This window comes from Nocardia sp. NPDC006982 (genome assembly GCF_042869435.1).
Lineage (GTDB): Bacteria > Actinomycetota > Actinomycetes > Mycobacteriales > Mycobacteriaceae > Nocardia.
Window position 1 is genome coordinate 38502 of the sequence record NZ_JBIAFV010000010.1, and the last position, 23885, is coordinate 62386.

Sequence of the window (23885 nt, forward strand, 5' to 3'; positions counted from 1 at the left end):
TCCCGTATGGTCGGTCGGTTCGTCGTGGGTGTCGAACTGTTCCATGGGCATTGGCGTTCTGCTCCTCCGGAAAGAGAATGGCCCGTCCGCGGGACGGGCCATTCGGGTGATCAGCGGGGTCTACGCGGGGATATGACCAGGAAGATGCCGACCACGATGGCGGCGATCACGACGACCCAGCCGAGCGAGGCCACACCGGTGGCGGTCATGGTGGCCGGGCCGATGAAGGCCCAGATACTCACACCGAGGGCGAGCAGTCCGACGATCAGCAGGGAGACGGACGGTCCTCGCTTGGTGACGTTGTCATCGGTGGGGTCAGCCACGGTGCACCTCCGCATTGCCGGTCCGGACATGGACTTTCAGGTCGAGCACCGGCGCGCCGTCGGCATGCGGGCCGGTAATACCGGTGGGGCAGTTGACATCTCCCAGATTGACGGTGCAATCGGTGCGCACCGCCATGCCCTCGGGCAGCAGGATTTTGGCGTCGCCGAGCCAGACCGCGACCTCGACGGTCCGGTTTTCGGTCAGGTTCAGCGACCGCAGATCCAATGTGCCTGTCCCCACCGTCAACTCGTACTTCGGGGCCAGGTCGGCCATCGAGGTCGGCGCCCAGGTGCGATCACCGACGGTGGCGCTGTCGAATTCGATCGGGCCGAGCATCGATGCCAGCACCACGAATCCGGCGAGCGGTGCGGTCAATACCAGCAGGCCGAAGCCGCGACGGAGGAATGCGCCGATCACCAGACCCAACCCGATGACCGCCAGCGCCACCGCGCCGATGCGTCCCGGTGTCATCCACTCGACGCCGGAGGCGGCCAGCGCACCCGCTCCCGCGGCGGCCAGGATGGCCAGGCCGAGCACCACCGGGGTGAGCCGGGAGCGGGGACGCTTCGGCGGGGGCGCGACGATGGTGCGGGTCGGGGTGGGTTCGGGGAGATCCCAGGCGAGCGGTGCGACGCCGAGCGGGTCCCAGGACGGTGGGGTCAGACCGGTCGGGGTCGCGGCCGTAGTGCGGGATGGGGGAGTGCTTGTGCGCGAGGTGGATTCGGTTCGCGATGAGCTACTGCCGCTTTCCGAGTCGGTGTCGCTCGCACTGGACGTAGCGCCAGGTTGTGTGGTGTCGCGACCTGTTGCGCTGGACGTCGTGGTCCCGCCGGTCGTGTGCGGCAATTCGGAGGCGGGGATTCCCGGCGCTGTTCCGTTGTCGGGCGTTGTGGTCCCGACGGGAGGCGCTGTGGTTCCCGCGTCGCCCTGGTCGAGCAGGACGGTGTCGGGATCAGCCGGCGTAGTGCCCGCATCGATCGGCGTGCCGCCCGTTTCGATCAGTTCGGTTTCAGCGTCGCCATTTTCGGCATCCGGCAAGCGAGCCGTATCCGGATCTGCCTGCTGCGCCGAGGTATTCGGTGCTGTCTGTGCCGGAGTATCCGGAACATATGCGTCCGGCAACTTCGTGTACGGGGTGTACATCGGCGGCACATCGGGGGCGTAGAAGTCGCCGGGCATCGTGCGCGGGGGGAATGCCGCCCCGGGGTAGCCGGTCGCGGTGAGACCGCCGTCGAAGCCACCGAGCGAACTCGTGCCGGGCGGCGGCTGCGGGTTTCGCATATGCAGCATCCACCAACCGGCCAGCATCAGCGACATGCTGATCATGCCCGAGCCGGCCAGTCCGACGCCGACGGGTCCGATGGTGCTGACCGCGATGGCGAGTGCCACGATCAACACGATGGTCTTGGTCTGCGACTGCGAGCTGTGCCCCTTGCCGAACAGCGACTCGGCCGCCGAGGACTGATCACCCGCTTCGCTGAACAGCAGCCAGGCGAGCAGGTAGAGCACAATGCCCGCTCCGCCGAAGATTGTCGACACCACGAGCGCGACCCGCACGAGCACCGGATCGATCCCGTAGCGCTGCCCGAACCCGGCCGCGACGCCCGCGATCGGACCTTGCCGCGGCAACCGGACGGGCCGCGACTGCCACATCTGGTGAATCTGATCGCCGAAGCTCGTTTTCGTCATGGTTTCCATGGTCGTGCTGACCAGCACTTCGGCGCATCGGGGGGAACCCTGAGAAAATCTCTGATCTCTTTGGACCAAGCGGTCTCTTGTTTAGTCGCAGGGCGGACGGTAGGAGAGTTGGGGCAGGTAGCGCTGCCAGAGTTCGGGAGTCATGAGGGTGGCGGTGGCATGACAGATGCGTTCGATCGCGTGCTGCTCGTCCAGATCCCACAGTCGACGCTCGCCACCGCTGCTCGAGGCGGACAGATAGTCCCCTTGTGGATGGAACTGGATGAACCAGACGTTGGGGCCGGGCGGTGCGATGGAACTGGACACGAGGCGGGGATGACGGCGATCAGTGAAGTCCCACAACCGCACCATTCCGTCGTTTCCGCTGGTGGCCAGGGTCTTGCCGTCGGGACTGAACGAGGTCGAGATGATCGCCAGATTATGTGCGGTGACCCGGTCACCGATCGGTTCGGGCGATGCCGGGTTACTGATGTCCCAGACCTGGAAGGTTTCGTTCGCCACGGTGACGGCGGTGCGGCCGTCGGGGTGCATGATCACGTCGAGCATCAGCGGCGAGTGCTCCGGCGGGGATGTACCCATCCGGACAGGGCGGTCCGGGTTCGAGATATCCCACAGAGTCAGCCTGGTTCGCAAGGCTTCGCGCTCGCGTTCATCCGGGCAGGCGGTGAACAGCTCCTCGAACTGGTCCACGATGAGCAGTCGACGTTGTTCGGCGCTCCACTGGTCGAGTGCCGTGCACACCTCGTCGGCGGATGGCTCGGCTATCGTGCTGTCCGCGTGAAAAGCCTTGGCCAGCGCCCGGAGCGGCCTCGCCCCGGGTGTCATCGTGGCGGTCGACCAGTTGTCGGTAACGGCGGGTATGAGTCCCGCCGCCAACAGCGAGGACTTGCCCGCACCCGATGCGCCGATCAGCACGACGACGCCATCCGCGTCGGCGGCGGCGCCCTGGACCAAATCGACGAGTTCGGCAGTGGATCGGGTTCTGCCGAAGAAGAGGTCCCGGTGCTGCTTGCGATACGAGGTGAGTCCTAGGTAGGGACAGCCCGCGTCGTCCTCGTCATTCGGAGTCCAGGTGATGGCGGCCTGCCAGAGCCGTTGCCACTCACGCACTTCCAGCAACTGCCGACTGGTCTGCGACTCGGCCTTCTTGGCCAGGTCGATCAGGGTGAGCACCACCGGAAGCAGCGATTCGAAGCGAGCCGGAACATTGCGCCCCGCCTTCCAATCGCTGATCCGCTGCACCGAAGCACTCGCGGTAGCCCGCGTACCCTGCGCGGCCCGCATCCTCGCTCCGGCCGCCGTGGCCACCCGTCTCAGCGTCGGATTGCCCGCGGCCGCATAGAGATCGGCGAATCGATGCGCGAAAACCGCACGCGGTGATCGGATTTCCCCCCGGGCCTCGGCGGTGGTTTCCCCTGCTACCACGTGCGCCCGATCTTTTTGGGCGACACAGACATAGGGGCAATTTAGCCGGTTCGAGGTGAGGTACGAGGCAGGCGACGGTGCGATCGTCGATCGCACCGCCGCCCTCGAAGTTGCCGGATTACAGGAAGATCCGGTCTCCTGTCACCGCGTCGGCGGCGGTGACCTCGGGTGTGTCGGCCGTGAGGGTCACATAGGACTGGATGGTGAGCGGGCCGCCGCAGTTCTTGACCACCAGGTGGTAGTCGTGGCTGACCAGATAGCCGGTGCCGCCGAGAGCCAGGTTCTTGGTGCCCACTTCGATCGGTTTGATCTCGCCGGCGCTGATCGACATGTCGAGGCTGACGCCGGCGAAGATCTTCGGGCCGATGCTGGCATCGAAGTTCGGCGAGGTCGAGTCGCCGCTGCCGCTGACACCGATACTGAACCCGGCGTCGAAGCCGATCCCGGCCTGGATATCGACTGTGAGATCGAGATCGACCGCACAGGCGACCAGATAGCCCGCCTTTATGGTGCCCGTCGCATTCGCGGGGATGGTGCCGTAGAAGGTGTTGTCCAGGAACACCTCTCGGTTGGTCGGCATTCCGTTGAGCGGGGGGACCGGGCGGAACTGTTCGTCCGTATGGCCGACGGTGAGCTCGAATCCCCCCGGCCCCGAGTAGTTCTTCTCGTGCGGCGCCATCCCCTGGGCGGCGGCGAATGGCGTGCCCGCCAATGCGATTCCGACCGCGGTGGCGGCGGTGAGCAGTACCGACTTGATGTTGATGATTCCTCCCCGAACCTGTGCTCGGCCCTCTGCGGCGCGAGTCCCCTGTGTTCAGTGGGACGTTTCCGGCCCGGAAGAAACGTATGGCGCGCGGTGGTGCGCTGCCGAGGCCGTTCTCCGGTGGGAGGTATGAAAAGTGCTGGTAGATGCGTTCGGGACCAGTTATCCGGTCCGGCGGAACACGAATCGGCTTCATATCCGTTCCGTGCCTCCCACGACGGCTGAGCGGCGGATAAGAACGACAGGTCAGCGCGGGTTTCTTGTCCGGACCGGACGGCATCGACGAAGATCAGGGTGATTCCTGATGGTCGGTGTCGGTGGGTCGTGCCAGTATCGAAGGCATGTACCCGTCCGTGCCCGCGTTCGATGCTGCTCGGGGGGCCGATCCCCGGGGTTTCGGCGCCGCGCCCGGGTTCGCGCCAGGCCCCGGCCGCTTCGGCGCCGCGCCGGCCCTGCCGCCGACACCGCCGTATCCGCGGATGGTGCGGCGTTCGGGTGGCCGGATCGTCGGCGGTGTCGCCGGCGGTATCGCCGATCACCTCGGGCTCGATGTGTTCAAGGTGCGGATGGCGTTCGTATTGCTGTCCGCGCTGGCGGGGGCGGGGATCGTCGCCTACGGGATGCTGTGGATCTTCACTCCGGGCGGCCATGATGCGGTGAAGCCGACCGGTAAGGAGCGCCGTCAGGCGATCGGGTTGGCCCTGCTCGGCCTCGGGCTCGCGGTCGGAGTGTCGTGGTTGTTCAGCGGTACCGCGGCGAAGGTGATCGTGCCGATCGTCGTGGTGGCGGTGGGTGCGGCGCTGGTGTGGCGCGAGTACGACACCGACGGCCCACGCTCGCTGCTCGGACTACCCGCTCGCCCGTCGGTGGTGACCTGGTCGCGCATCGTCGCCGGGATCACCATGATCGTGCTCGGACTCGGCGTGGTGGTGCTGGCCAGGATCGATCTGAGCTCGCTCGGCTCCGCGCTGATCGCGGTGGCGGTCACATTGATCGGCGCCGGTCTGCTGACGGTGCCGCTGTGGCTGCGCATGATGCGCGCACTGAATGCCGAGCGCGCGGCCCGCATTCGCAATGAGGAACGCGAGGAGATCGCGTCGCACCTGCATGATTCGGTGCTGCAGACGTTGGCGCTCATCCAGCGTCAGGCCGACGATCCGCAAGAGGTGGCCCGGCTGGCGCGCAGTCAGGAGCGGGAGCTGCGCCGCTGGCTCTTCGAGGATTCCGGGCCCGCGCAATCGAGTCTGGCCGCGGCGCTGCGCACGATCGCGGGCGAGGTCGAGGATCAACACGGGGTGAAGGTGACTCCGGTCACCGTCGGCGATGTGACGATGGACGGTGCCGACAGTGGGTCCGGCCTGCCGAAGGAGCATTTCACCGCATTGCTCGGCGCGAGCCGGGAGGCGCTGGTGAATGCCGCCAAACATGCGGGCGTCCCGGAGATCGATCTGTTCGCCGAGGCGGAACCGCATCAGGTGAGCATCTTCGTGCGCGATCGCGGTGCCGGCTTCGATATCGCGGCGGTGCCGCAGGATCGGCGGGGTGTCACGAAATCCATTCGCGCCAGAATCGAGCGGCGCGGCGGTCAGGTGGAGATCCTGTCCACGCCTGGTCGGGGCACCGAGGTGCGGATCATCATGCCGCGCACCGATTCCGGTGCCGATCGGGACCGGGCCGAGGCGGAACAGCCGGCCGGCGACGATCAGGTCGACGGAGTACGACAGACAGTTCGCAACGCCAAGTGATCGCCCGATGTTGCGACGCAGGTCGTAGCTCGGATGACGACGGCTGCGGTGGCAATTGTGGTACCGATGAAGTGCGGACGGCCTGCGGACGGTCCGCGCGTCAGGGTGGGGCGACCCACCGAGGGTGAGGAGAAGTAGGTGACCGTGCGGGTCTTTCTCGTCGATGATCACGCCGTATTCCGCTCGGGTGTTCGGGCCGAATTGAGCCGGGAGACCGATATGGAGGTCGTCGGAGAGGCCGGGGGTGTGGCCGAGGCGGTCGCCGGAATCAATGCCGCGCGTCCGGATGTCGTACTGCTCGATGTGCATATGCCCGACGGCGGTGGGGTCGCGGTGCTGGCCGGCATCGATGACGGTCCGGTATGCCTGGCGTTGAGCGTCTCCGATGCCGCCGAGGATGTGATCGCGGTGATCCGTGCGGGTGCGCGCGGCTATGTGACCAAGACGATCTCGGGATCCGAACTGGCCGATGGCATTCGGCGGGTCGCCGGTGGTGATGCGGTGTTCAGTCCGCGGCTGGCCGGTTTCGTCCTCGACTCGTTCACCGGCAAATCACCGGTCCCGGAGCCGCCGCTGGATCCCGAACTGGATTCGCTCACCCCGCGCGAACTGGAAGTGCTGCGGCTGCTCGCCCGCGGCTACACCTATCGGGAAATCGCGGAGAAGCTCTATATCTCGGTGAAAACCGTCGAGACACACGCGTCCAACGTGCTCCGCAAGACTCAGCAGTCCAACCGCAACGCACTCACCCGCTGGGCGCACCGCCGCCGCATCGACTGAGCAGCAAGTATTCCGGCTGCCGCGCGCTGCGCTGGTTGGTGCGCCGCGCTGGTTCCTACGCGCGGCGTGAAGTCGCGCGGCAGCTAAGAAGCTGTGGTGCAGCAGATTCCGGTCGCAGCGATCACATCATCGCGATGATGACGGCGATGATGAGGATCAGGCCGATCAGCAGGCCGATGGCGATGGCGAGCGGGGCATTGCTCGCTTCCTTCGACTTCGCCTTCGGACGCTGGGGTGCGGCGGCCGCTGGACCCGACGGGTTGCTGCGGTGCGGGCGCGGCAGCGGAGTCGAGTGCGGACTGCGCAGCCCCGATGCCGAGTTGCGGGCCGCCCATGCCGGAATGGTGCCGTCCTCGGTACGCACCGGAGCGCCGAGGATATACGGACCGGTGCCGGGACCGAATGCGGCGGTGAGGATTTCGTCCCGCGCCTCGGCCATGGTCGGCCTGCGCTGCGGGGCCGGTTCCATCATGTGCAGCAGCGCGTTGGTGAGCATGCCGCTGCGGCTGGGCGGGATGATCTGGGCCATTGCCGCGCGATAGACCACGGCATCGGTGTCGTCGTCCATTCCGAACGGCGGTTGCCCCTCGATCGCGGTGTAGAGCGTGGCGCCCAGGGAGAACACATCGCTGGCCGTGGTCGGCTGCGCGCCGCGCGCCACCTCCGGGGGAAGATAGGCGGGGGTGCCGGTGATCACGCCGTCCGGTTCGTCGGAATTGTCGGTCGCACCACGTGAGATGCCGAAGTCGCTGAGCTTGGCCATGCCGACGACGGGTCCGCGGTCGGCGACGAGGATATTGCCCGGTTTGATATCGCGGTGCACGATGCCCGCGGCGTGCGCGGCCGCCAACGCATCGGCGACCTGCGCCCCGATCTGCGCCACCTCGATCGGCGGCAGTGCGTTCACCAGCGCCAATGCCCTTGCGACACTGCGTGATGGCAGATGTTCCATCACCAGCCACGGCTCGCCGGCCTCGAGCACCACGTCGTAGACGGCGATGGCGTGCTCATGTGAGAGCTTGGCCGCGACCCGGCCCTCGTGCATGATCTGGTTGCGGATCTCATTGGCCTGCGCCTCCGGGAGTCCGGCGGTGGAGAGCACCTGTTTGATCGCGACATCCCGGTTGAGCAGGCGATCGTGTGCGAGCCAGACCGCGCCCATACCGCCGCCGCCCAGTTTCGACTGCAGACGGTAGCGGCCGGCAACCAGATAATCGGGGCCGACAATGGGACGAGCGCGTTCGGTCACGGTGCGAGGGTAGCGGAAAACAAGGCCAGCTGGCCTGATTCGGGGCCGACACTCTAGTGCGTCAATAGTCGATCCGGGTGCATGCCCAGATGGTGGCCGCCGACAATGCCTTTCGCGCTCGCGGCGCCGGATAGAAGCCATCGTCGAGATGTTGGAGTTGGGTATTTTCGCCCGGGTCGATATTGATCGGGAACATAGCGCGCAGACCCTGTGCTTTGGTTAGCGCATCGACCGATGATCGGATTTTGACACACTGGCATATTAGTATGTTAAGTATGGCAAACGCGGTGAAGCGGGCTTTCAAGTTCCGCTTCTATCCGACCGGCGAGCAGGTTGAACTGTTGTCTCGCACGTTCGGGTGTGTCCGCAAGGTGTGGAATCTGGCCCTGGAGGAACGCACTCGCGCCTGGTACGCCGAACAGCGCCGCGTCAACTATGTCGACACTGCGAAGATGCTCACCCAGTGGAAGAAAGATCCGGAGCTGGCGTTCCTGGGTGAGGTGTCGAATGTGCCGTTGCAGCAGACGCTGCGGCATCTGCAAGGCGCCTTTGCGAACTTCTGGGACAAGCGCGCCCGCTACCCACGGTTCAAGTCCCGCAAGAAGTCTCGCGACGCGGCGACGTTCCAGAACAACGCATTCACCTACCGTGACGGCCGATTGAAACTGGCGAAGATGACCGAACCACTCGACATCGTGTGGTCGCGGCCCCTGCCAAACGGCGCGATACCGTCCACGGTCACCATATCTCGTGACAGCGCCGGACGCTGGTTCGTGTCGCTACTGTGCGAGGACGACGTTGCCTGGCTCACCGCCAACGACAACGCCGTCGGAATCGACGCTGGTATTACCAGTTTGGCCACGTTGTCGACGGGTGAGAAGATCACCAACCCGAAACATGAACGGCGGCATCGTCGGCGGTTGGCGAAAGCTCAGCGGGAACTGGCCCGCAAAACCAGGGGCAGCAAGAACCGGGACAAAGCGCGGGTGAAGGTGGCACGGGCACACGCTCGTATCACCGATGCCCGTCGCGATCATCTGCACAGGGTCACCACTCGAGTCGTTCGTGAGAACCAAACGATCGTCATAGAGGACCTCGCGGTACGCAATTTGCTGCGCAATCACAGCTTGGCGCGCGCGATCAGCGATGCGTCGTGGTCGGAGCTGCGCAGCATGCTGGAGTACAAGTGCGCATGGTATGGGCGTGAGCTGGTGGTCATCGACCGCTGGTATCCGTCCAGCAAAACATGTGCGGACTGTGGTCGCTCGGCCACGAGTATGCCGTTACAGGTTCGGGAATGGACGTGCCGCTGCGGTGTGACCCATGACCGGGACGTGAACGCCGCACGAAATATTTTGGCCGCCGGGCTGGCGGTTACGGCCTGCGGAGGCGGTGTAAGACCTCAACGACGGACGTCGGGCGGGCAGTCGCCGGTGAAACAGGAAATCTGACCTGTGAAGGATTGGAATCCTGCGCCTTCAGGCGTGAGGAGGAAGTCAAGATCTGTAACTGCGACGCCGGAGCCGGCCGCCGCGCTGGCGGTTCGGTTCGAAGCGGGGGTAATTCCGAAAACAACGGCAACGTTGCGAAGTGATCGCGGTCGGTGCGCGTACTTGACGGAAATCGGGGGTGGGTTTCTACTGAGCGAGTATCGAACGTATATTCGATAGCGATCGATAGCTGGATCGGTGCTGAACTCTTGATCGTGGGGGTTCGGGCCGTGCTTCGCCTCGGGTCCATCGTTGGAAGTAGGTGGTTGTGATGGGTTCGGATGAGGATTCAGGGGCGGGGAGACGGCGGGACAGGATGCCGCCGAGGGATAAACCGACACTGGATGAGCTGCGCCGACGGATGGCGGCGATACCCGGGCGCGGGGAAGCGGCGGCCGAGCGGATTCCGCACGCCGCCGAATTGCGCAGGGAAGCGCTCGCGGTGCCGCCCGCCCTTGCGGAGCTGTTGCCTGATGGCGGCCTGGTCAAGGGGTCGGTGGTGGCCTATTCGGGTGCGAGTTCGCTGCTGGCCGGGTTGCTCGCCGCGGTGACCGAGGGCGGTGGGCATGCCGCGGTGGTCGGGGTGCCGCGGCTCGGGCTGCTCGCCGCGGTCGAGATGGGTGCGCAATTGCAGCGCCTCGCCGTCGTCGCCGATCCCGGCCCGGATCCGGTGGAGGTGGCCGCGGTGTTGCTCGACGGCCTCGATTTGGTGGTGCTCGGCCTCGCAGGCGCCGCTGTCGCTCCGTCCCGCACCCGCGTCATCGCCGCCCGCGCGCGCAGCAAAGGGGCCACCCTGGTGGTCACCGACGGTCGCTGGCCCAATCCGTCCCTGCGCGTGGACACCCGCATCGCCGGGTACGGCGGCCTCGGTGCGGGTCGCGGCCGCCTCCGCTCGCTCCGCTTGGAGGTCGCGGTCCGCGGCAAGGCGGGCCCACCCTGCCACGGCCGAATCGAACTGCGCCCCAGCGCGAGTCGAGTGGAATGGGTGGCACTGGAAACGGTCGCCGCGGCCGAGGAAACGACGGTCGAGGCGCACGGTGCGGCGTCATGAGTTGGCCCGTCGCGCCATGCTCAGCTGCGCGAAGCGGCTTTTCCGTCGATTCGGGGTTTCGACTCGGCGACGAGGCCGGAGCAAGTGAGGTGACGTTCCATGCGTGCGGTGTGTCGGCGTGATCCGCGCGCAGTGACGCTCCCTGCCGTGAGCAACGGCGGTCACAGGCTGACGGTCGACCGTCGCATTGACGGTGGTCAGGAGATAACGGCCGACTGTCACATCGGCCCCAGAGCTGGACTGCGTAGCGTCCTGATCCGCCTTCGCGATACGCGGCTGGCCGTGCCGTGTGCACACCGGTGCCGAGGCGAGCGCACCAGGATCGACCGCTCTTACCTCGAAGCGCGGGACTTCGCGCCGCAGCCGCGCCACACCAAAACCTGCGCTGCCGACCAAGGCGCGTCGCCGGTCGGCAGCGAGGGTGGACTGTGCAGCCTCATGATTCGCCTTCGCAATGCACGGGTGGGTGGGCCGTGTGCAGGTGAACACGCCAGGGTCGGCCGCCCCTGCCTCGATGCGTGGGATCTCGTGGCACCCGCGTCGCCGCTCGGCAGCGAGATTCGTCCGGACATCCTGTCTTGTGACCGGGCACCCCGGACAGCAGGTGCCCGGTCGCTACACGGGGTGCCGGGGTGATCCGGCCGAGTCGGGTGGGTGGGACGCGGGTGCTGGCGCTGTGGTGTCCGGACTGGTCGGCGGTGACGGCGGCGGCGGTGGCGCGGGTGCCTGCGACGCGGCCGGTGGCGGTGCTGTTCGCCAATAAGGTGGTGGAGTATTCGGCCATTGCCAGGGCCGAGGGGGTGCGGCGTGGGCTGACCAAGCGAGAGGCGCAGGCGCGGTGTCCGAACGTGTATGTCGCGCAGGTGGATCCGGATCGGGATGCGCGATTGTTCGAGCCGGTGGTGGCGGCCATCGATGCGACGGTGCCGGGAGTGGAGGTGCTGCGCCCCGGGCTGTTGGTGCTCGGTGCGCGGGGTGCGGCCCGGTTTTTCGGATCCGAGGAGGCGGCGGCCGAACGGCTCGTCGACGCGGCCGCCGCGGTGGGAGTGGAGGCGCAGATCGGTATTGCCGACGAGTTGTCCACGGCGGTGATCGCCGCGCGTTTCGCCGCGATCGTGCCGCCCGGCGACGGTGCGCGATTCCTGGCGCCATTGCCGGTGCGCGAACTCGCGCTCGAACCGAGCCTGTCCGCACCGGAACGCATCGAGTTGGTGGATCTGCTGCATCGCTTGGGGTTACGGCGGATCGGTGATTTCGCCGCACTGACCCCGATCGAGGTCACCTCGCGCTTCGGCGCCGATGCCGTGCTGGCGCATCGCTGTGCCAGGGCCGTGCCGGAACGTCCGCCGTCCGCGCGTCGTCCGCCGAAGGACTTGGCGGTGCAGTATCGCTGCGAGCCGCCGATCGATCGGGTCGATGCCGCCGCCTTCGCGGGGCGCATGCTCGCCACCCAGTTGCACGAGGCGCTGTCCAATGCCTCGATGGCCTGCACCCGGTTATCGGTGCTCGCGGAAACCGAGGCGGGCGAACAACTTTCGCGCATCTGGCGGTGCGCCGAACCGCTGACCCCGGAGGGCACCGCGGATCGGGTGCGCTGGCAGCTGGACGGCTGGCTCACCCGCCGCGACCGTCCCACCGCACCGATCACACTGCTGCGCCTGGAACCCGTCGAAGTTGTTGCGGCGAGCGCACTTCAGCTCGGTCTGTGGGGCGGTGTCGGGGAGGAGGACGAGCGGGCCCGCCGCGCCCTGATCCGGGTGCAGGGTCTGCTCGGCGGCGAAGCGGTCCGGGTCGGTGTGCTCAGCGGCGGCCGCGGACCCGCCGAACGCATCACCATGGTCGCCCTCGGTGACGAGCCGATTCCGGCCGCCGATCCGGCCCTGCCGTGGCCCGGCCGCCTGCCCCGCCCCGCACCCGCGGTCATCCTGGTGAACCGTCCGGTGGTGCGGCTGGAGGCCGCCGACGGAACGCCCGTGCAGGTCACCGACCGCGGCCTTTTCACCGCCGATCCGGCCTTGCTGCGTTGGGGCAGCAAGCAGTGGCCCCTTGCGGGCTGGGCCGGTCCGTGGCCGGTGGACGAACACTGGTGGACCCCGGAATCCGCCCCCCTCTGCGCCGGAATCGCCGCCCGCATCCAGGTGCAGCTCGCGGGTGAACCGGCTGACGTCCGTGTCCTGCTGCTCATCTACAACGATCAGACCTGGCGCGCCGAAGGGCTTTACGACTGACTACGTGCGCGACCACACCAGCGCCAGCGTGAACGGATGTCCGCGCAGCTCCGCCCATTTCGGCTTGGCTTCGATCCATGCGTCATCCACCAGTGCCTCGGCCATCTCGGTGAGCACCCAGCCCGCCGCCGATGCCGCCGACACCTGCTCGCTGATCAAGTGCAGATGCGTGCTGATTGCAACCGGCTCACCGGACGCGGGGTTGTAGTGCGTCGGCATGCCGGTCACCATCATGAACTGCGGGTGATAGCTGACCGTGACACAGGTGCCGCCGGGTGCGGCCAGCCGCCGGGCTTCGGCGTAGAAGGGCGTCAGCTCGTCCAGGTGCTCGTCGATCAGTGAGGAGATCACCAAATCGTATGCGCCACTTGTCAATCCGGTGTCACGGACGTCGGCCTGAGCGAGTGTGGTGTGCACCCCGCGCTCGCGTGCCCGCGCCAGCATGCCCGCACTCACGTCGACGCCATCGATATGGCGAATTCCCCGCTCTCGCAACCAAGCTCCGGTCCGCCCGGTCCCGCAGCCGAGATCCGCGGCGCGTCGCACCCCACCCCAGTCCGGTTGCTGTAGCCGGTTCAGCAGTGCGAGATCCATCTCGTCCATGACGGTCTGCTCATACGTCGGTGCCCATCCGTCGTACCCGGCGGCGACGTCAACGGTGCGATAGTTGCGGCGATCGAAGTCGGCGAAGGAGGGCATGGTCGCAGTATTGCCGCGATACCCTGGCACCCGCCAGACCTTTTCCCGGCACTGCACTCCGCGGTGGTTTCGAATGCCGAGCAATGGCGGTGCCAGGACCACGCGGCCTTGGTGACTCCGTGGGGGCGAGTCGTATGAGCGAGCGTTCGCGGACCTGTCCTGCGTCCGCGCGAAGGTGCGGCTATCGACTCAGCCGCATCGTCCAAGCGCATGGGCGAAGTCGCGAGTCTCGACGGCGCCGCTAGCGACTGCTTGCAGGTCGCTCGAAATGGGCCGCTAGCGACTGCTTGCAGGTCGCTCGAAATGGGCCGCTAGCGACTGCTTGCAGGTCGCTCGAAATGGTCGGATGCGAGACGCCAGGCTGCGAACACGCCGCCGCAGGCACGGCAATCCAACACTGTGGCAAATCCAACACCGTGATACGTGCGACAAGTCGAGGGTGTGGCTGTGACAGCACCGGTACTCTCGGAAATCGTGGATCTCGCGGTGACCAGGGCTGTGCTCGACGGCGTGCGGATCGCCTATCGGGATTCCGTGGTGGGCGATGGCGTGCCGGTGGTGCTGGTGCACGGTATGGGTGGGGACGGATATACCTGGGATCGGTTCGCGCACACCTTGATGCGGGCCGGGCGGCGGGTGATCATTCCCGATCTGCGCGGGCACGGGCGCAGCGCGCACACCGAGTCCTATCTGTTCGCCGAATTCGGCGCGGACGTGCTGAATCTCTGTGATCACCTCGAGCTGGACGCGGTGGATCTGGTCGGACATTCGCTGGGCGGCTACGCGGTTTCCTGTGTCGCGCAGGAACGGCCCGACCTGGTGCGGCGGCTGGTCATCGAGGAGTGCCCGATGCCGCTGCGTTCCGGTGATGAAGAGGTGAAGCTGACCCGTCGCTTCCCGACCATTCCGGAACTCTGGCACGCCACCACCAGCCTGATCCGGCATCCGCGCGCGGTGCTCGCCTTCGATCGCTCGATGACGCGGACCGCGCTCGAACAGTTCCGCAAGCCGAATCCGGAGTGGTGGGATCGGCTCTCCGACATCACCGCGCCCACCCTGGTGCTGCGCGGCGGTCCCGGCGGCATGGTCGATCCGGAGAAGTTGGCGATGCTGCGCGACACCATCCCGAACTGCGCGGTGAGCGCCTTCACCTGCGGTCACAGCATCCACCGCGACCGCTACCGCGAATTCGAGGCAACCGTGCTGCCGTTCCTCGTGACGCTCTCACCCGCAGCTATCTAGAGTGAAGCGGTGCCCGCGCAAGACCGTCCGGTTCTGTTCTTCCCCGACGAGCAGTCGTTCCGCGACTGGCTGCTGACCAACCATGCCTCGGTGGACGGGGTCTGGCTGCGTTTCGCCAAGAAGGGCTCCGGACGCGTTTCGCTGAATCATGCCGGCGCGCTGCGGCAAGCACTGTGCTTCGGCTGGATCGACGGGCAGGCGCGCGGTGAGGATGCGGAGTTCTGGCAGGTCGGCTTCACCCCGCGGCGCAAGCGCAGCCCATGGTCGCTGCGCAATATCGGCCTGGTCGGCGAGCTGATCGAGCAGGGGCTGATGCATCCGGCCGGTCAAGCCGAGATCGTTCGGGCAAAGGCCGATGGTCGCTGGGACGTGGCGTATGGCGCAGACTCGGTGCCTCAGGATTTCCTCACGGCACTCGCGCGAAATCCTGAGGCCGAGGCCTTCTTCCAGACCCTCGGCAACCAACAGCGCGCCGCCGTCGGCTATTTGCTCGCCGACGCTGTGAAGCCCGAGACCCGGGCCCGGCGCATCGAGAAGTTCGTGCAGAAGTTTGCCGACGGACAGACGTTGGGCTGATGACCGGATTCGAAGGGATGCTCTGCTCGGCGGCGGCCGCGGTCGATGTGCCCTTGCCCGGCACGGCAACCCGGGTGACAGGGTGGTTGTGCGTCGAGCAGCCGGGCGCGTGGGGTCGGGATGTGATCGGTGATGAGGTGCTCGGTCAGGAGATCACCGCCGAACTCGCCGCCCGCACCGCCGCCGCGAAGGTTCGTCCGACGCTGATCCGGCGGCCGGGCCGCAATGAATTCGCCGGTGTCCGAACGGTTTTGATCGCCAGCTCGCGTCCGCGGGACTTCTGGTGCGAACGCTTCGAGATCACCGACCTGAAGCAGCTGCTCGACCTGGACCTGAACCTGCTGAACGGTCCACCGCCGGGAATCGGTACGCCCGTGCGCGATCCGCTGATCCTGGTGTGTGCGCACGGGAAGCGCGATCAGTGCTGCGCGCTGTTCGGCCGTCCGATCGCCGCGAATCTGGCCGCCGACTATCCGGACCGGGTCTGGGAGTGCTCGCACACCGGCGGTCATCGCTTCGCACCCGCCATGGTGCTGCTGCCGTCCGGACTGACCTACGGTCGCGTCGATACCGCGGCCGCCATCGCGGCGGTCGAAGCCGTGCAGCGCGGTGCGGTTTCGTTGGACGGACTGCGTGGTCGCAGCGGTCATCATCCCGTCGAGCAGGTCGCGGAAATCGCAGTCCGCGAACAGGTTTCGGCACGTCTCGACGATCTCACCGCCCACATCGAAAATGATTCCGCCACAATCGATTCCGTACGGGCCGTGGTAACCCATCGCGACGGCCGCCGCTGGCAGGTGACAACTCGCACCGTCGAATTCCCACCACGCCAAGCCAGTTGCGGTGCCGCCCCGAAACCGGTTACCGCGATTGTGGCCGACCGGATCCAGCCGTTGACCGCAGTGGAGTAGCCCCGCCTCGTCCTCGGCTGAAAACGACGAACGGGACATGGTTGCGGCGAATCCACCGCAGCCATGTCCCGTTCGCGGCGACCTTTATCGCCCCCTGCGGGATGAAGGTCGCGGGCTTACCAGTGGGTGCCCGGCACCCAGCGCGCAGCGCGGCGCAGGGCGGTGCCGGTGACCCGGCGGGCCGTCGACTGATGACGCGGTTCATGTTGTGGCACAGGGGATTCCGCCGGTTCCTCGGTATCGGCCTGCTCGCCCTTGGCGGCGGGGGAGTCGGGGAGGGCCCGGTAGTAGCGGTGCAGGATGCGGTCGCGCAGCTTCGGGGTGAGCAGTGCGCCGTATTCGGCGAAGGTGCCGAGCGGGACATCGATGCGCTTGGGCCGCTCGCTCAGCGCGCGCACGATGGTGGCGGCCGCCCATTCGGGGGACTCCGAGGGACCCTGATCGCCGCTCGGGGTGATCATCGGGGTGCGCACCAGCGGCATGTGGATGGTGGTGAAGGTGACGCCGTCGGCCATGGTTTCGACCGACGCGACCTCGGCGAACTTATCCAGCGCCGCCTTGCTCGCGAGGTAGGCGGCGAAGCGCGGCGTGGCCACCTGCACGCCCGCACTGCTGATATTGACGATGTGGCCGAACTTGCGCTCGCGCATCTGCGGCAGCAGCGCCAGCGTCAATCGCACGGCGCCGAAATAGTTGACGGCCATGGTGCGTTCGAAATCGTGCAGCCGGTCGGTGGAGCGGTGGATGGCGCGACGGATCGAGCGGCCCGCATTGTTCACCAGCATGTCGACGTGGCCGTGCTCGTCCAGGATGGTCTTGACGGCGTGGTCGACGGAGTCGGAATCGGTTACGTCGCACTGATATCCGTAGGCGCTGCCGCCCTCGGCCCGGATCTCTTCGACCACCGCCGTGAGTTCGTCGGCGCGCCGGGCGAGCAGGAAGACGATGGCGCCCTTATCCGCGACGGCCAGCGCGGCGGCCCGGCCGATGCCGGAGGACGCGCCGGTAATGAGCACATGCCGCCCCGTCAGGTCGCGGTTGCGGCGATTGCGCCGGACCTGCCCGCGCAGGTCGGCGTCGTCAGCGGAGGCTCGGGTCATCGCTGCTCCTTTGCAGGTCGAGTTGGCATGAACTTACTCTGAAGTAAGTTTACCTGCCAAGTGCGCCCTGTTCGATTGGCGACATTCGCGGGCCCTCCGTGGTTACGCAAGCTACCGCCTCCGGGCTCTTCGCTCACGTCGCCGTGTCACGTCGAGCGTTCGAATCGGGCCACGCCGAGGTGTTCGAATCGGCCTCGAATCTATCGAACATATGTGCGATACTCTGCGCATGGCGGACGATCGGATGGCGGAAATCTTTGCCGCGGTGCGGCTCTCCGGCAGTGATCCGGAGGCGGCGCGGCGGATGCTGGCGGAACTGTGGGACGAGCTCGGCGACGGTGGAGATCCGTTGCAGCGCTGTGTGATTGCGCATCACCTCGCCGATCTGCAGGGCACGGCGGAAGGCGCGCTGCACTGGGATCAACGCGCGCTGGCCGCGGTGTTCGGCCCGGGTGTTCCGCTCGATGAGGGGCTACGCGGATTCCTGCCCTCGCTCTACCTCAATCTCGCCGACAGTCATCGCCGCGTCGGCGACTTCGATGTGGCCTACATGCAGCTGACCATCGCTCGCGGCCACCTCGATGTCCTCGCCAACGACGCCTATGGCGCCGTGATCCGTACCAGTCTGGACAAGGTCGAGGCCGCGCTGGGCGAGAAGTCGATGGATCCGCTCCCGGCTGCCTGATTCGGCGGGTACTCGCATCTCCTTCGTGATTCGAATGTATGTTCGACTATGTGAGGAGGTGATGTGTCATGGGTTGGAGCAACGGCCCGCCTACCTGGGCGGAGTTGGAGCGGGTGCTGTCCGGTCGACCCGGACCGACGAATCCGGATGCGATGTATCCGGGCGACGGCGGCGACAGTCCGGCATGGTCGCGCAAGCGCGGGGATTATCGGCCCGAACCGGTCGAACCGACAGGTGGTCCGGTGGTGCCGTACGCGGAGTTGCACGCGCATTCGGCCTACAGCTTCCTCGACGGTGCGAGTCAGCCGGAGGAGTTGGTGGAGGAGGCGGTGCGGCTCGGGCTGGAGGCGATCGCGCTCACCGACCACGACGGCTTCTACGGAACCGTGCGCTTCTTCGAGGCGGCGAGGGAATGGGGTATCCCGACGGTCTACGGTGCCGAATTGTCGCTGGGCACTGCGGAAGACGCACCACGCCTCGGGAATTCGCTCGGCCATGTCGGCGCACCCGATTCGGCGCCGCGCACCGGCTCGCCGGACCCGGCCGGTCCGCATCTGCTGGTACTTGCCCGCGGTCAAGAGGGCTATCGCCGTCTTTCCAGTGAGATCGCCGCCGCACACATGGCCGCGGGGGAAAAGGGCATCCTCCGCTACGACCTGGACGCGCTCACCGCCGCGGCGGACGGGCACTGGCACATCCTGACCGGATGCCGCAAAGGTCATGTGCGCCGAGCCCTCGACCACGACCTGCAGGCGGGAGACACCCGTCTCGGGCGCGCCGAGGCTGCCCTGTGCGACCTGACGGAGCGCTTCGGCGCCGACCGGGTGAGCGTGGAACTCACCCATCACGGCATTCCGGAGGACGACGAACGCAACACCTACCTCATCGCCCTGGCCGATCGTCTCGGTCTGCCCGTGGTGGCCACCACCGGAGCGCATTTCGCCGCACCTGCCCAGCGCCGTCGCGCCATGGCGCTCGCGGCGATCCGGGCGCGCCGGAGCCTGGACGATATCGCGGGCTGGTTGGCGCCGACCGGTGGCGCGCACCTGCGCTCCGGCGCGGAGATGGCGCAGTTGTTCGCCGCCTGTCCGGAGGCGGTGGCGAATGCGGTGACACTCGCCCGCGAATGCGCCTTCGATCTGAAATTGATCGCCCCGAGCCTGCCGCCGTTCGACGTGCCCGACGGCCACGACGAGGCGTCCTGGCTGCGTGAACTCACCCTTGCGGGCGCGGCTCGGCGTTACGGTCCGCCGTCGGGAAATCCCGAGGCGTATCGGCAGATCGAGCACGAACTCGCGATCATCGACGCGATGAAGTTTCCCGGTTACTTCCTGGTGGTGCACGATATCGTCAGCTTCTGCAAGGAAAACGACATCCTCTGCCAGGGTCGGGGTTCGGCCGCCAACTCGGCCGTCTGCTACGCGATCGGCATCACCAATGTCGACCCGGTCGCCGCCGAGTTGCTGTTCGAACGCTTCCTCGCCCCGGAGCGCGATGGCCCGCCCGATATCGACATCGATATCGAATCCGATCGCCGCGAGGAGGCGATCCAGCACGTCTACGCCAAATACGGTCGCGAATACGCCGCTCAGGTGGCGAATGTGATCACCTATCGCGGTAAGTCAGCGGTTCGCGATGCCGCACGCGCACTGGGCTTTTCACCTGGACAGCAGGATGCCTGGAGTAAGCAGGTGAGCCGCTGGACCGGGGTCGGCGCCGAAACCGGCACCGATATTCCCGCGGAAGTGCTGGAGCTGGCCACCGAAATCGAGGGTCTGCCAAGACATCTCGGCATCCATTCCGGCGGCATGGTGATCTGTGACCGGCCCATCGCCGATGTCTGCCCGGTCGAATGGGCGCGCATGCCCGGCCGCAGCGTACTGCAGTGGGATAAAGACGATTGCGCCGCGATAAATCTGGTGAAGTTCGACCTGCTCGGTCTCGGCATGCTGTCCGCGCTGCACTACATGATCGATATGGTGCGCGAGCACAAGGGCGAAACCGTCGAACTGCACAAGCTGGACCTGAAGGAAACCGCTGTCTACGAGATGCTTTCGCGCGCCGATTCGGTGGGGGTGTTCCAGGTGGAGTCGCGGGCGCAGATGGCCACGCTGCCCCGGCTGAGGCCGCGGGAATTCTACGACCTGGTGGTGGAGGTGGCGCTGATCCGACCCGGTCCGATCCAGGGGGGTTCGGTGCATCCCTACATCCGTCGCCGCAACGAGGTCGAGGAAGTGACCTATGACCATGACGCGCTGAAGAATTCGCTGAAACGCACCCTCGGCGTGCCGCTGTTCCAGGAGCAGCTCATGCAGATGGCCATCGACGTCGCCGGTTTCACCGCCGCCGAGGCCGATCAGCTGCGCCGCGCCATGGGTTCCAAACGCTCACCCGAGCGCATGGAGCGCCTCAAGGACAGGCTGTATCAGGGCATGCGCGAGCTGCACGGCATTACCGGCGAAGTTGCCGACCGCATCTACGAGAAACTGTATGCCTTCGCGAATTTCGGCTTCCCGGAGAGCCATTCGCAGAGCTTCGCCTCGATCGTGTTCTACTCGGCCTGGTTCAAACTGCACTATCCGGCGGCCTTCTGTGCCGGATTGCTGCGTGCCCAGCCCATGGGTTTCTACTCACCGCAGTCGCTGGTCGCCGATGCCCGCAGGCACGGCGTCCTGGTGCACGGACCCGATATCAATGCCAGCCGCGCCGAACCCACCGTCGAAAACCACGGCGACGAGGTGCGGCTCGGTCTTGCGACCGTCCGTCACATCGGCACCGACCTCGCCGAACGCATTGTCGCCGCCCGATCGTCCGGCCCGTACACCTCCTTCCTCGACCTGACCGGTCGCGTGGAACTCACCGTCGCTCAAGCCGAATCCCTCGCCACCGCAGGCGCTTTGGATTGTCTCGGCATCGCCCGACGCGAGGCGCTGTGGGCGGCGGGCGCCGCGGCGGGCGAACGTCCCGATCGACTTCCCGGCACCGGCGCCGCCACCACGGCACCCGCTCTGCCCGGCATGAGCGAACTCGAACTGGCCGCCGCCGATGTCTGGGCCACCGGCATTTCCCCGGGCAGCTATCCCACCGAATTCCTACGCCCGCAACTGGATGCGCTCGGTGTCATCCCCGCCGCCGGCTTGCTCGACGTGCCCGACGGCTCCCGCGTTCTGGTCGGCGGCGCCGTCACGCATCGGCAACGTCCTGCCACCGCCGCCGGTGTCACCTTCCTCAATCTGGAAGACGAAACCGGCATGGTGAACGTCGTCTGCTCGGTGGGTCTGTGGACCCGCTATCGCCGCCTGGCCCAGAGCGCACCCGCCCTGCTCATCCGCGGCCGGGTCCAGAATGCCGAGGGCGCGGTCAGTGTCGTCGCCGAATATCTGCAGCGCATGGACCTGCGCGTCGATACGAAATCCCGCGACTTCCGTTGAGGCTCAGAATATTCCGTTCGCATTGGCGGCCTGCTCCGGAACCGGCTGGATGACATCCCAGTGTTCGACCAGCTTTCCGTCGGCGAGGCGGAAGATATCCATGATGGCCAGTCCGCGGTCGCCGGGTTCGCGCACGCCATGCACATGGGCGACCACGTAATCACCCTCTGCCACAATGCGTTTCACTTCGACACGGAGTTTCGGCGCGCCCTCCTTCAGGCCGGTGAGGCGTGCGAGTAGTCCGTCGAAATCATCGGCGATCTCCGGATTGTGCTGGATGTAGCGCGCACCGAAGAACTCGGCGGTGGCCTCGAAATCCTTGGCATTGAATGCGGCTTCGTAGAACGCGAGGACGGTCTGCTTGTTCGATTCGAGCTTCGGGTCGACGAAAGTGCTGGTCATGAGCACACTCCGATCTTTTCGAGCGACCTGCAAGCAGTCGCTAACGGTAACTGAACAACTGTAGCGCTACAACTGTAGCGCTACGTTTGTCCGGCTACAATCTTCTGATGACCTCCGATGCGACGACCCGGCGCGGTCGCAATCCGCGCGGCCACGGTGGCCGACTGCGTGCGGAGATCATCGACGCCGCGATCCGGCTGCTGGATGAACTCGGCGATGATCAGGCCCTGTCCATGCGCGCGGTCGCGCGCGAAATCGGTAGTGCCGCAACGTCGGTCTACCTGCATTTCGCCGATCGAGACGCACTGGTGTCGGCCGCGCTGGAGCGATATCACGGCGATCTGGTGCGCGCGATCGATGACGCGGAGGCCGCCGTCGACGATCCCGTCGACAGACTGCGCGCTCGCATCCGCGTCCTCGGCGACTGGGCCTATCGACATCCGGGCATGTACAAGGTGCTGTACGAGAGCACCCTCAACCAGCGCGTTGACCTGCCGTTCAAGCGGGAGCTGACCGAACGCACGGCCGCCGCGATCCGGCGCTGCATGGATGCTGGTCTGGTACCCGTCGACGACCCGGTCTCGGTCATGCTCGATCTGCGCGCGGCGGTGCACGGCGCGGTGTCGATGCGACTCAACGAACCCGGCCAGACCTGGCCGCCGCTCGCCGATCAGATCGAACGATTTCTCGTGAAACTGGTCGGCGTCCCTTCGGCATTCGGGAATGGCCCGCATCGAGTTTCGTGACCGAATTCGCCGCAGCGGCTAACCTGCGTGCATGCGGAAGCTTGCTGTGCTGGTGATCGGCCTGCTGGGTTTGACGTTGCTGGTCGGCTGCGGTGATGACAACGGCGACAACGCCAATTCGGGCCGGTCGAGCATGGCGACCGTAGCGCCGATGGCGCCGCCGCCGAGTCTGCGCGAGGGCTCACCGGCGAAGGGGGATACCGGCGGGACCACCGTCGAGGCGCGCAAGGAGGTCATCACCGGCAGCGTCGACATCACCGCCGATGATCCGATCAAGGCGGGCGGCAAGGTGACCGATCAGGTGCGCGAGGTCGGTGGCCGGGTCGACAGCCGCACCGAACAGCCGGGCACCGATGACACCGATCCGCAGGCCACGCTCACCGTGCGAGTGCCCGCGGACAAGACGGACAAGTTCATCGACGGCCTCGGCGGGGTCGGCCGGGTCACCCGGATGAGCACCAACCGCGACGACGTCACCATGCAGTGGCAGGACCTCGACGCCAGGATCAAGGCGCTGCAGGCCTCGGTCGACCGGTTGCGCGCGCTCATCTCCGGTGCGACCAATACCGCGGATCTCATTGCCGCCGAACAGGCACTGTCGAGTCGGCAGGGTGAACTCGACAGCCTCACCGCGCAGAAGCGGCACCTCGACGATCAGGTCGCGCTGTCCACGCTCACCATCGACATCACCACCGAGGACAAGGATTCCGATGAGGGGCCGACCAATTTCTGGGACGGCATCGTCTCCGGCTGGCATTCACTGGTCGATTGGCTGAAAGACGCGGTGGTGTTCACCGGCAAGGCGATTCCCTGGCTCGGATTCGTCGTGGTGATCGGCGCGGTGTTGTGGGGTCTCGTGCGAGTGGTGCGGGGCCGGAAGCATTCGTCGGAACCGGGAGAATCCGAGCAGGGCAAGGCCGCTGCGGTCGGTACGCCGACCGAGTCGAGCGCGAAGGCAGCGGAAGGTGCCGATACTGACGCAGGTGCAGTTGCCGGTGCCGAGACTGGCACGAGTGCTGGAACCACCGGAAAAGGTGCTGGTACAGCGAAAGGCACTGGGACGATGGGAGATACAGGTGCCGACGGTCGTAAGGGCGACGATCAAACCGAACAGCCGTAAGGGCCCACTCGTCGAAACCCTCGATGACGGCACCCTGCAGTTGTACGTCCGCGCCCCCGCCGTGGAGGGCAAGGCCAACAAGGCCGCCATCGAACTCCTCGCAGACCACTACGGCGTACCCAAATCGGCCGTCCGCCTCGCCGCAGGCGCAACCTCCCGCTTCAAACGCTTCGAGCTGGACCTCTGAACCCCGCTGTCATCGCCGAATCGGGTTGAGCGA

General features: G+C 66.5%; 21 protein-coding genes. 13 read left to right on the top strand and 8 right to left on the bottom strand.

Annotated features, from left to right (window positions below; translation table 11 throughout):
• Window positions 1-110 precede the first annotated feature (110 nt).
• The 4 genes from ACFYOW_RS32215 to ACFYOW_RS32230 form a co-directional block, all read right to left on the bottom strand.
• Window positions 111-323: a hypothetical protein gene (locus tag ACFYOW_RS32215; protein WP_063039019.1), complete on the bottom strand. Its 213-nt coding sequence runs from the start codon at window positions 321-323 to the stop codon at window positions 111-113.
• Window positions 316-2013 carry a PspC domain-containing protein gene (locus ACFYOW_RS32220; protein WP_387293852.1) on the bottom strand — a complete coding sequence of 566 codons (1698 nt, stop codon included), beginning with the start codon at window positions 2011-2013 and terminating at the stop codon, window positions 316-318. The genes ACFYOW_RS32215 and ACFYOW_RS32220 overlap by 8 nt, the downstream gene beginning before the upstream one ends.
• A 90-nt stretch (window positions 2014-2103) precedes the next feature.
• Window positions 2104-3447, bottom strand: a complete 1344-nt coding sequence (locus tag ACFYOW_RS32225) for an AAA family ATPase (protein WP_387293853.1) — start codon at window positions 3445-3447, stop codon at window positions 2104-2106.
• Between the two features lie 118 nt (window positions 3448-3565).
• Window positions 3566-4159 (bottom strand): MspA family porin, encoded by a 594-nt coding sequence (locus ACFYOW_RS32230; RefSeq protein WP_387293854.1) that lies wholly within the window; start codon window positions 4157-4159, stop codon window positions 3566-3568.
• 392 nt (window positions 4160-4551) lie between these two features.
• On the opposite strand from ACFYOW_RS32230, the gene ACFYOW_RS32235 reads away from it, so the two are divergent.
• Both ACFYOW_RS32235 and ACFYOW_RS32240 read left to right on the top strand, forming a co-directional pair.
• On the top strand, window positions 4552-5955 hold the full coding sequence (locus ACFYOW_RS32235) for a PspC domain-containing protein (protein ID WP_387293855.1): 1404 nt from the start codon (window positions 4552-4554) through the stop codon (window positions 5953-5955).
• 144 nt (window positions 5956-6099) lie between these two features.
• The gene (locus ACFYOW_RS32240) at window positions 6100-6735 is read left to right on the top strand and encodes a response regulator transcription factor (protein WP_040686746.1); all 636 of its coding nucleotides are present in this window, start codon (window positions 6100-6102) and stop codon (window positions 6733-6735) included.
• A 121-nt stretch (window positions 6736-6856) separates the two neighbouring features.
• On the opposite strand, the gene ACFYOW_RS32245 is transcribed toward ACFYOW_RS32240, so the two are convergent.
• Window positions 6857-7984, bottom strand: coding sequence for a serine/threonine-protein kinase (locus ACFYOW_RS32245; protein WP_387293856.1), 1128 nt, complete (start codon window positions 7982-7984; stop codon window positions 6857-6859).
• Window positions 7985-8259: 275 nt separating this feature from the next.
• Between ACFYOW_RS32245 and ACFYOW_RS32250 the strand changes: the two genes are divergently transcribed.
• The 3 genes from ACFYOW_RS32250 to ACFYOW_RS32260 all read left to right on the top strand — a co-directional run bounded on the left by ACFYOW_RS32250 (window position 8260) and on the right by ACFYOW_RS32260 (window position 12753).
• Complete coding sequence (locus tag ACFYOW_RS32250) at window positions 8260-9435, top strand: RNA-guided endonuclease InsQ/TnpB family protein (RefSeq protein WP_387293857.1); 1176 nt, start codon at window positions 8260-8262, stop codon at window positions 9433-9435.
• 355 nt (window positions 9436-9790) lie between these two features.
• Window positions 9791-10525 (top strand): hypothetical protein, encoded by a 735-nt coding sequence (locus tag ACFYOW_RS32255; protein WP_387293858.1) that lies wholly within the window; start codon window positions 9791-9793, stop codon window positions 10523-10525.
• 632 nt (window positions 10526-11157) lie between these two features.
• Window positions 11158-12753 carry a DNA polymerase Y family protein gene (locus ACFYOW_RS32260; RefSeq protein WP_387293859.1) on the top strand — a complete coding sequence of 532 codons (1596 nt, stop codon included), beginning with the start codon at window positions 11158-11160 and terminating at the stop codon, window positions 12751-12753.
• Here the strand turns inward: ACFYOW_RS32260 and ACFYOW_RS32265 are convergent, their stop codons facing one another.
• Window positions 12754-13452, bottom strand: coding sequence for a class I SAM-dependent DNA methyltransferase (locus tag ACFYOW_RS32265; RefSeq protein ID WP_387293860.1), 699 nt, complete (start codon window positions 13450-13452; stop codon window positions 12754-12756).
• A 447-nt stretch (window positions 13453-13899) separates the two neighbouring features.
• Here ACFYOW_RS32265 and ACFYOW_RS32270 point away from each other — a divergent pair, with 447 nt between their 5' ends.
• From ACFYOW_RS32270 to ACFYOW_RS32280, 3 genes are read left to right on the top strand one after another with little or no spacing between them, the layout of a single operon-like run.
• Entirely contained in the window at window positions 13900-14694 is a 795-nt protein-coding gene (locus ACFYOW_RS32270) for an alpha/beta fold hydrolase (RefSeq protein WP_387293861.1), read from the top strand.
• A 9-nt stretch (window positions 14695-14703) separates the two neighbouring features.
• Window positions 14704-15270, top strand: coding sequence for a YdeI family protein (locus ACFYOW_RS32275; protein ID WP_387293862.1), 567 nt, complete (start codon window positions 14704-14706; stop codon window positions 15268-15270).
• On the top strand, window positions 15270-16181 hold the full coding sequence (locus ACFYOW_RS32280) for a sucrase ferredoxin (protein ID WP_387293863.1): 912 nt from the start codon (window positions 15270-15272) through the stop codon (window positions 16179-16181). Before ACFYOW_RS32275 ends, ACFYOW_RS32280 begins: the two co-directional genes overlap by 1 nt.
• A gap of 116 nt (window positions 16182-16297) precedes the next feature.
• On the opposite strand, the gene ACFYOW_RS32285 is transcribed toward ACFYOW_RS32280, so the two are convergent.
• The gene (locus ACFYOW_RS32285) at window positions 16298-17281 is read right to left on the bottom strand and encodes an SDR family NAD(P)-dependent oxidoreductase (RefSeq protein WP_387293864.1); all 984 of its coding nucleotides are present in this window, start codon (window positions 17279-17281) and stop codon (window positions 16298-16300) included.
• A 229-nt stretch (window positions 17282-17510) separates the two neighbouring features.
• Here ACFYOW_RS32285 and ACFYOW_RS32290 point away from each other — a divergent pair, with 229 nt between their 5' ends.
• Window positions 17511-17966 (top strand): hypothetical protein, encoded by a 456-nt coding sequence (locus tag ACFYOW_RS32290; protein ID WP_387293865.1) that lies wholly within the window; start codon window positions 17511-17513, stop codon window positions 17964-17966.
• A 68-nt stretch (window positions 17967-18034) separates the two neighbouring features.
• Complete coding sequence (locus ACFYOW_RS32295) at window positions 18035-21397, top strand: error-prone DNA polymerase (protein WP_387293866.1); 3363 nt, start codon at window positions 18035-18037, stop codon at window positions 21395-21397.
• Window positions 21398-21400: 3 nt separating this feature from the next.
• Here the strand turns inward: ACFYOW_RS32295 and ACFYOW_RS32300 are convergent, their stop codons facing one another.
• A complete protein-coding gene (locus ACFYOW_RS32300) occupies window positions 21401-21799 on the bottom strand; it encodes a nuclear transport factor 2 family protein (RefSeq protein WP_387293867.1) in 399 nt (132 codons plus the stop codon).
• A 107-nt stretch (window positions 21800-21906) separates the two neighbouring features.
• On the opposite strand from ACFYOW_RS32300, the gene ACFYOW_RS32305 reads away from it, so the two are divergent.
• Genes ACFYOW_RS32305 through ACFYOW_RS32315 form a run of 3 tightly spaced genes read left to right on the top strand, consistent with a single transcriptional unit; the run spans window position 21907 to window position 23852 of the window.
• Window positions 21907-22545, top strand: coding sequence for a TetR/AcrR family transcriptional regulator (locus ACFYOW_RS32305; protein WP_387293868.1), 639 nt, complete (start codon window positions 21907-21909; stop codon window positions 22543-22545).
• Window positions 22546-22576: 31 nt separating this feature from the next.
• Window positions 22577-23665, top strand: coding sequence for a DUF4349 domain-containing protein (locus tag ACFYOW_RS32310; protein ID WP_387293869.1), 1089 nt, complete (start codon window positions 22577-22579; stop codon window positions 23663-23665).
• The gene (locus tag ACFYOW_RS32315) at window positions 23622-23852 is read left to right on the top strand and encodes a DUF167 domain-containing protein (protein WP_040686756.1); all 231 of its coding nucleotides are present in this window, start codon (window positions 23622-23624) and stop codon (window positions 23850-23852) included. Before ACFYOW_RS32310 ends, ACFYOW_RS32315 begins: the two co-directional genes overlap by 44 nt.
• The last annotated feature ends 33 nt before the right edge of the window (window positions 23853-23885 follow it).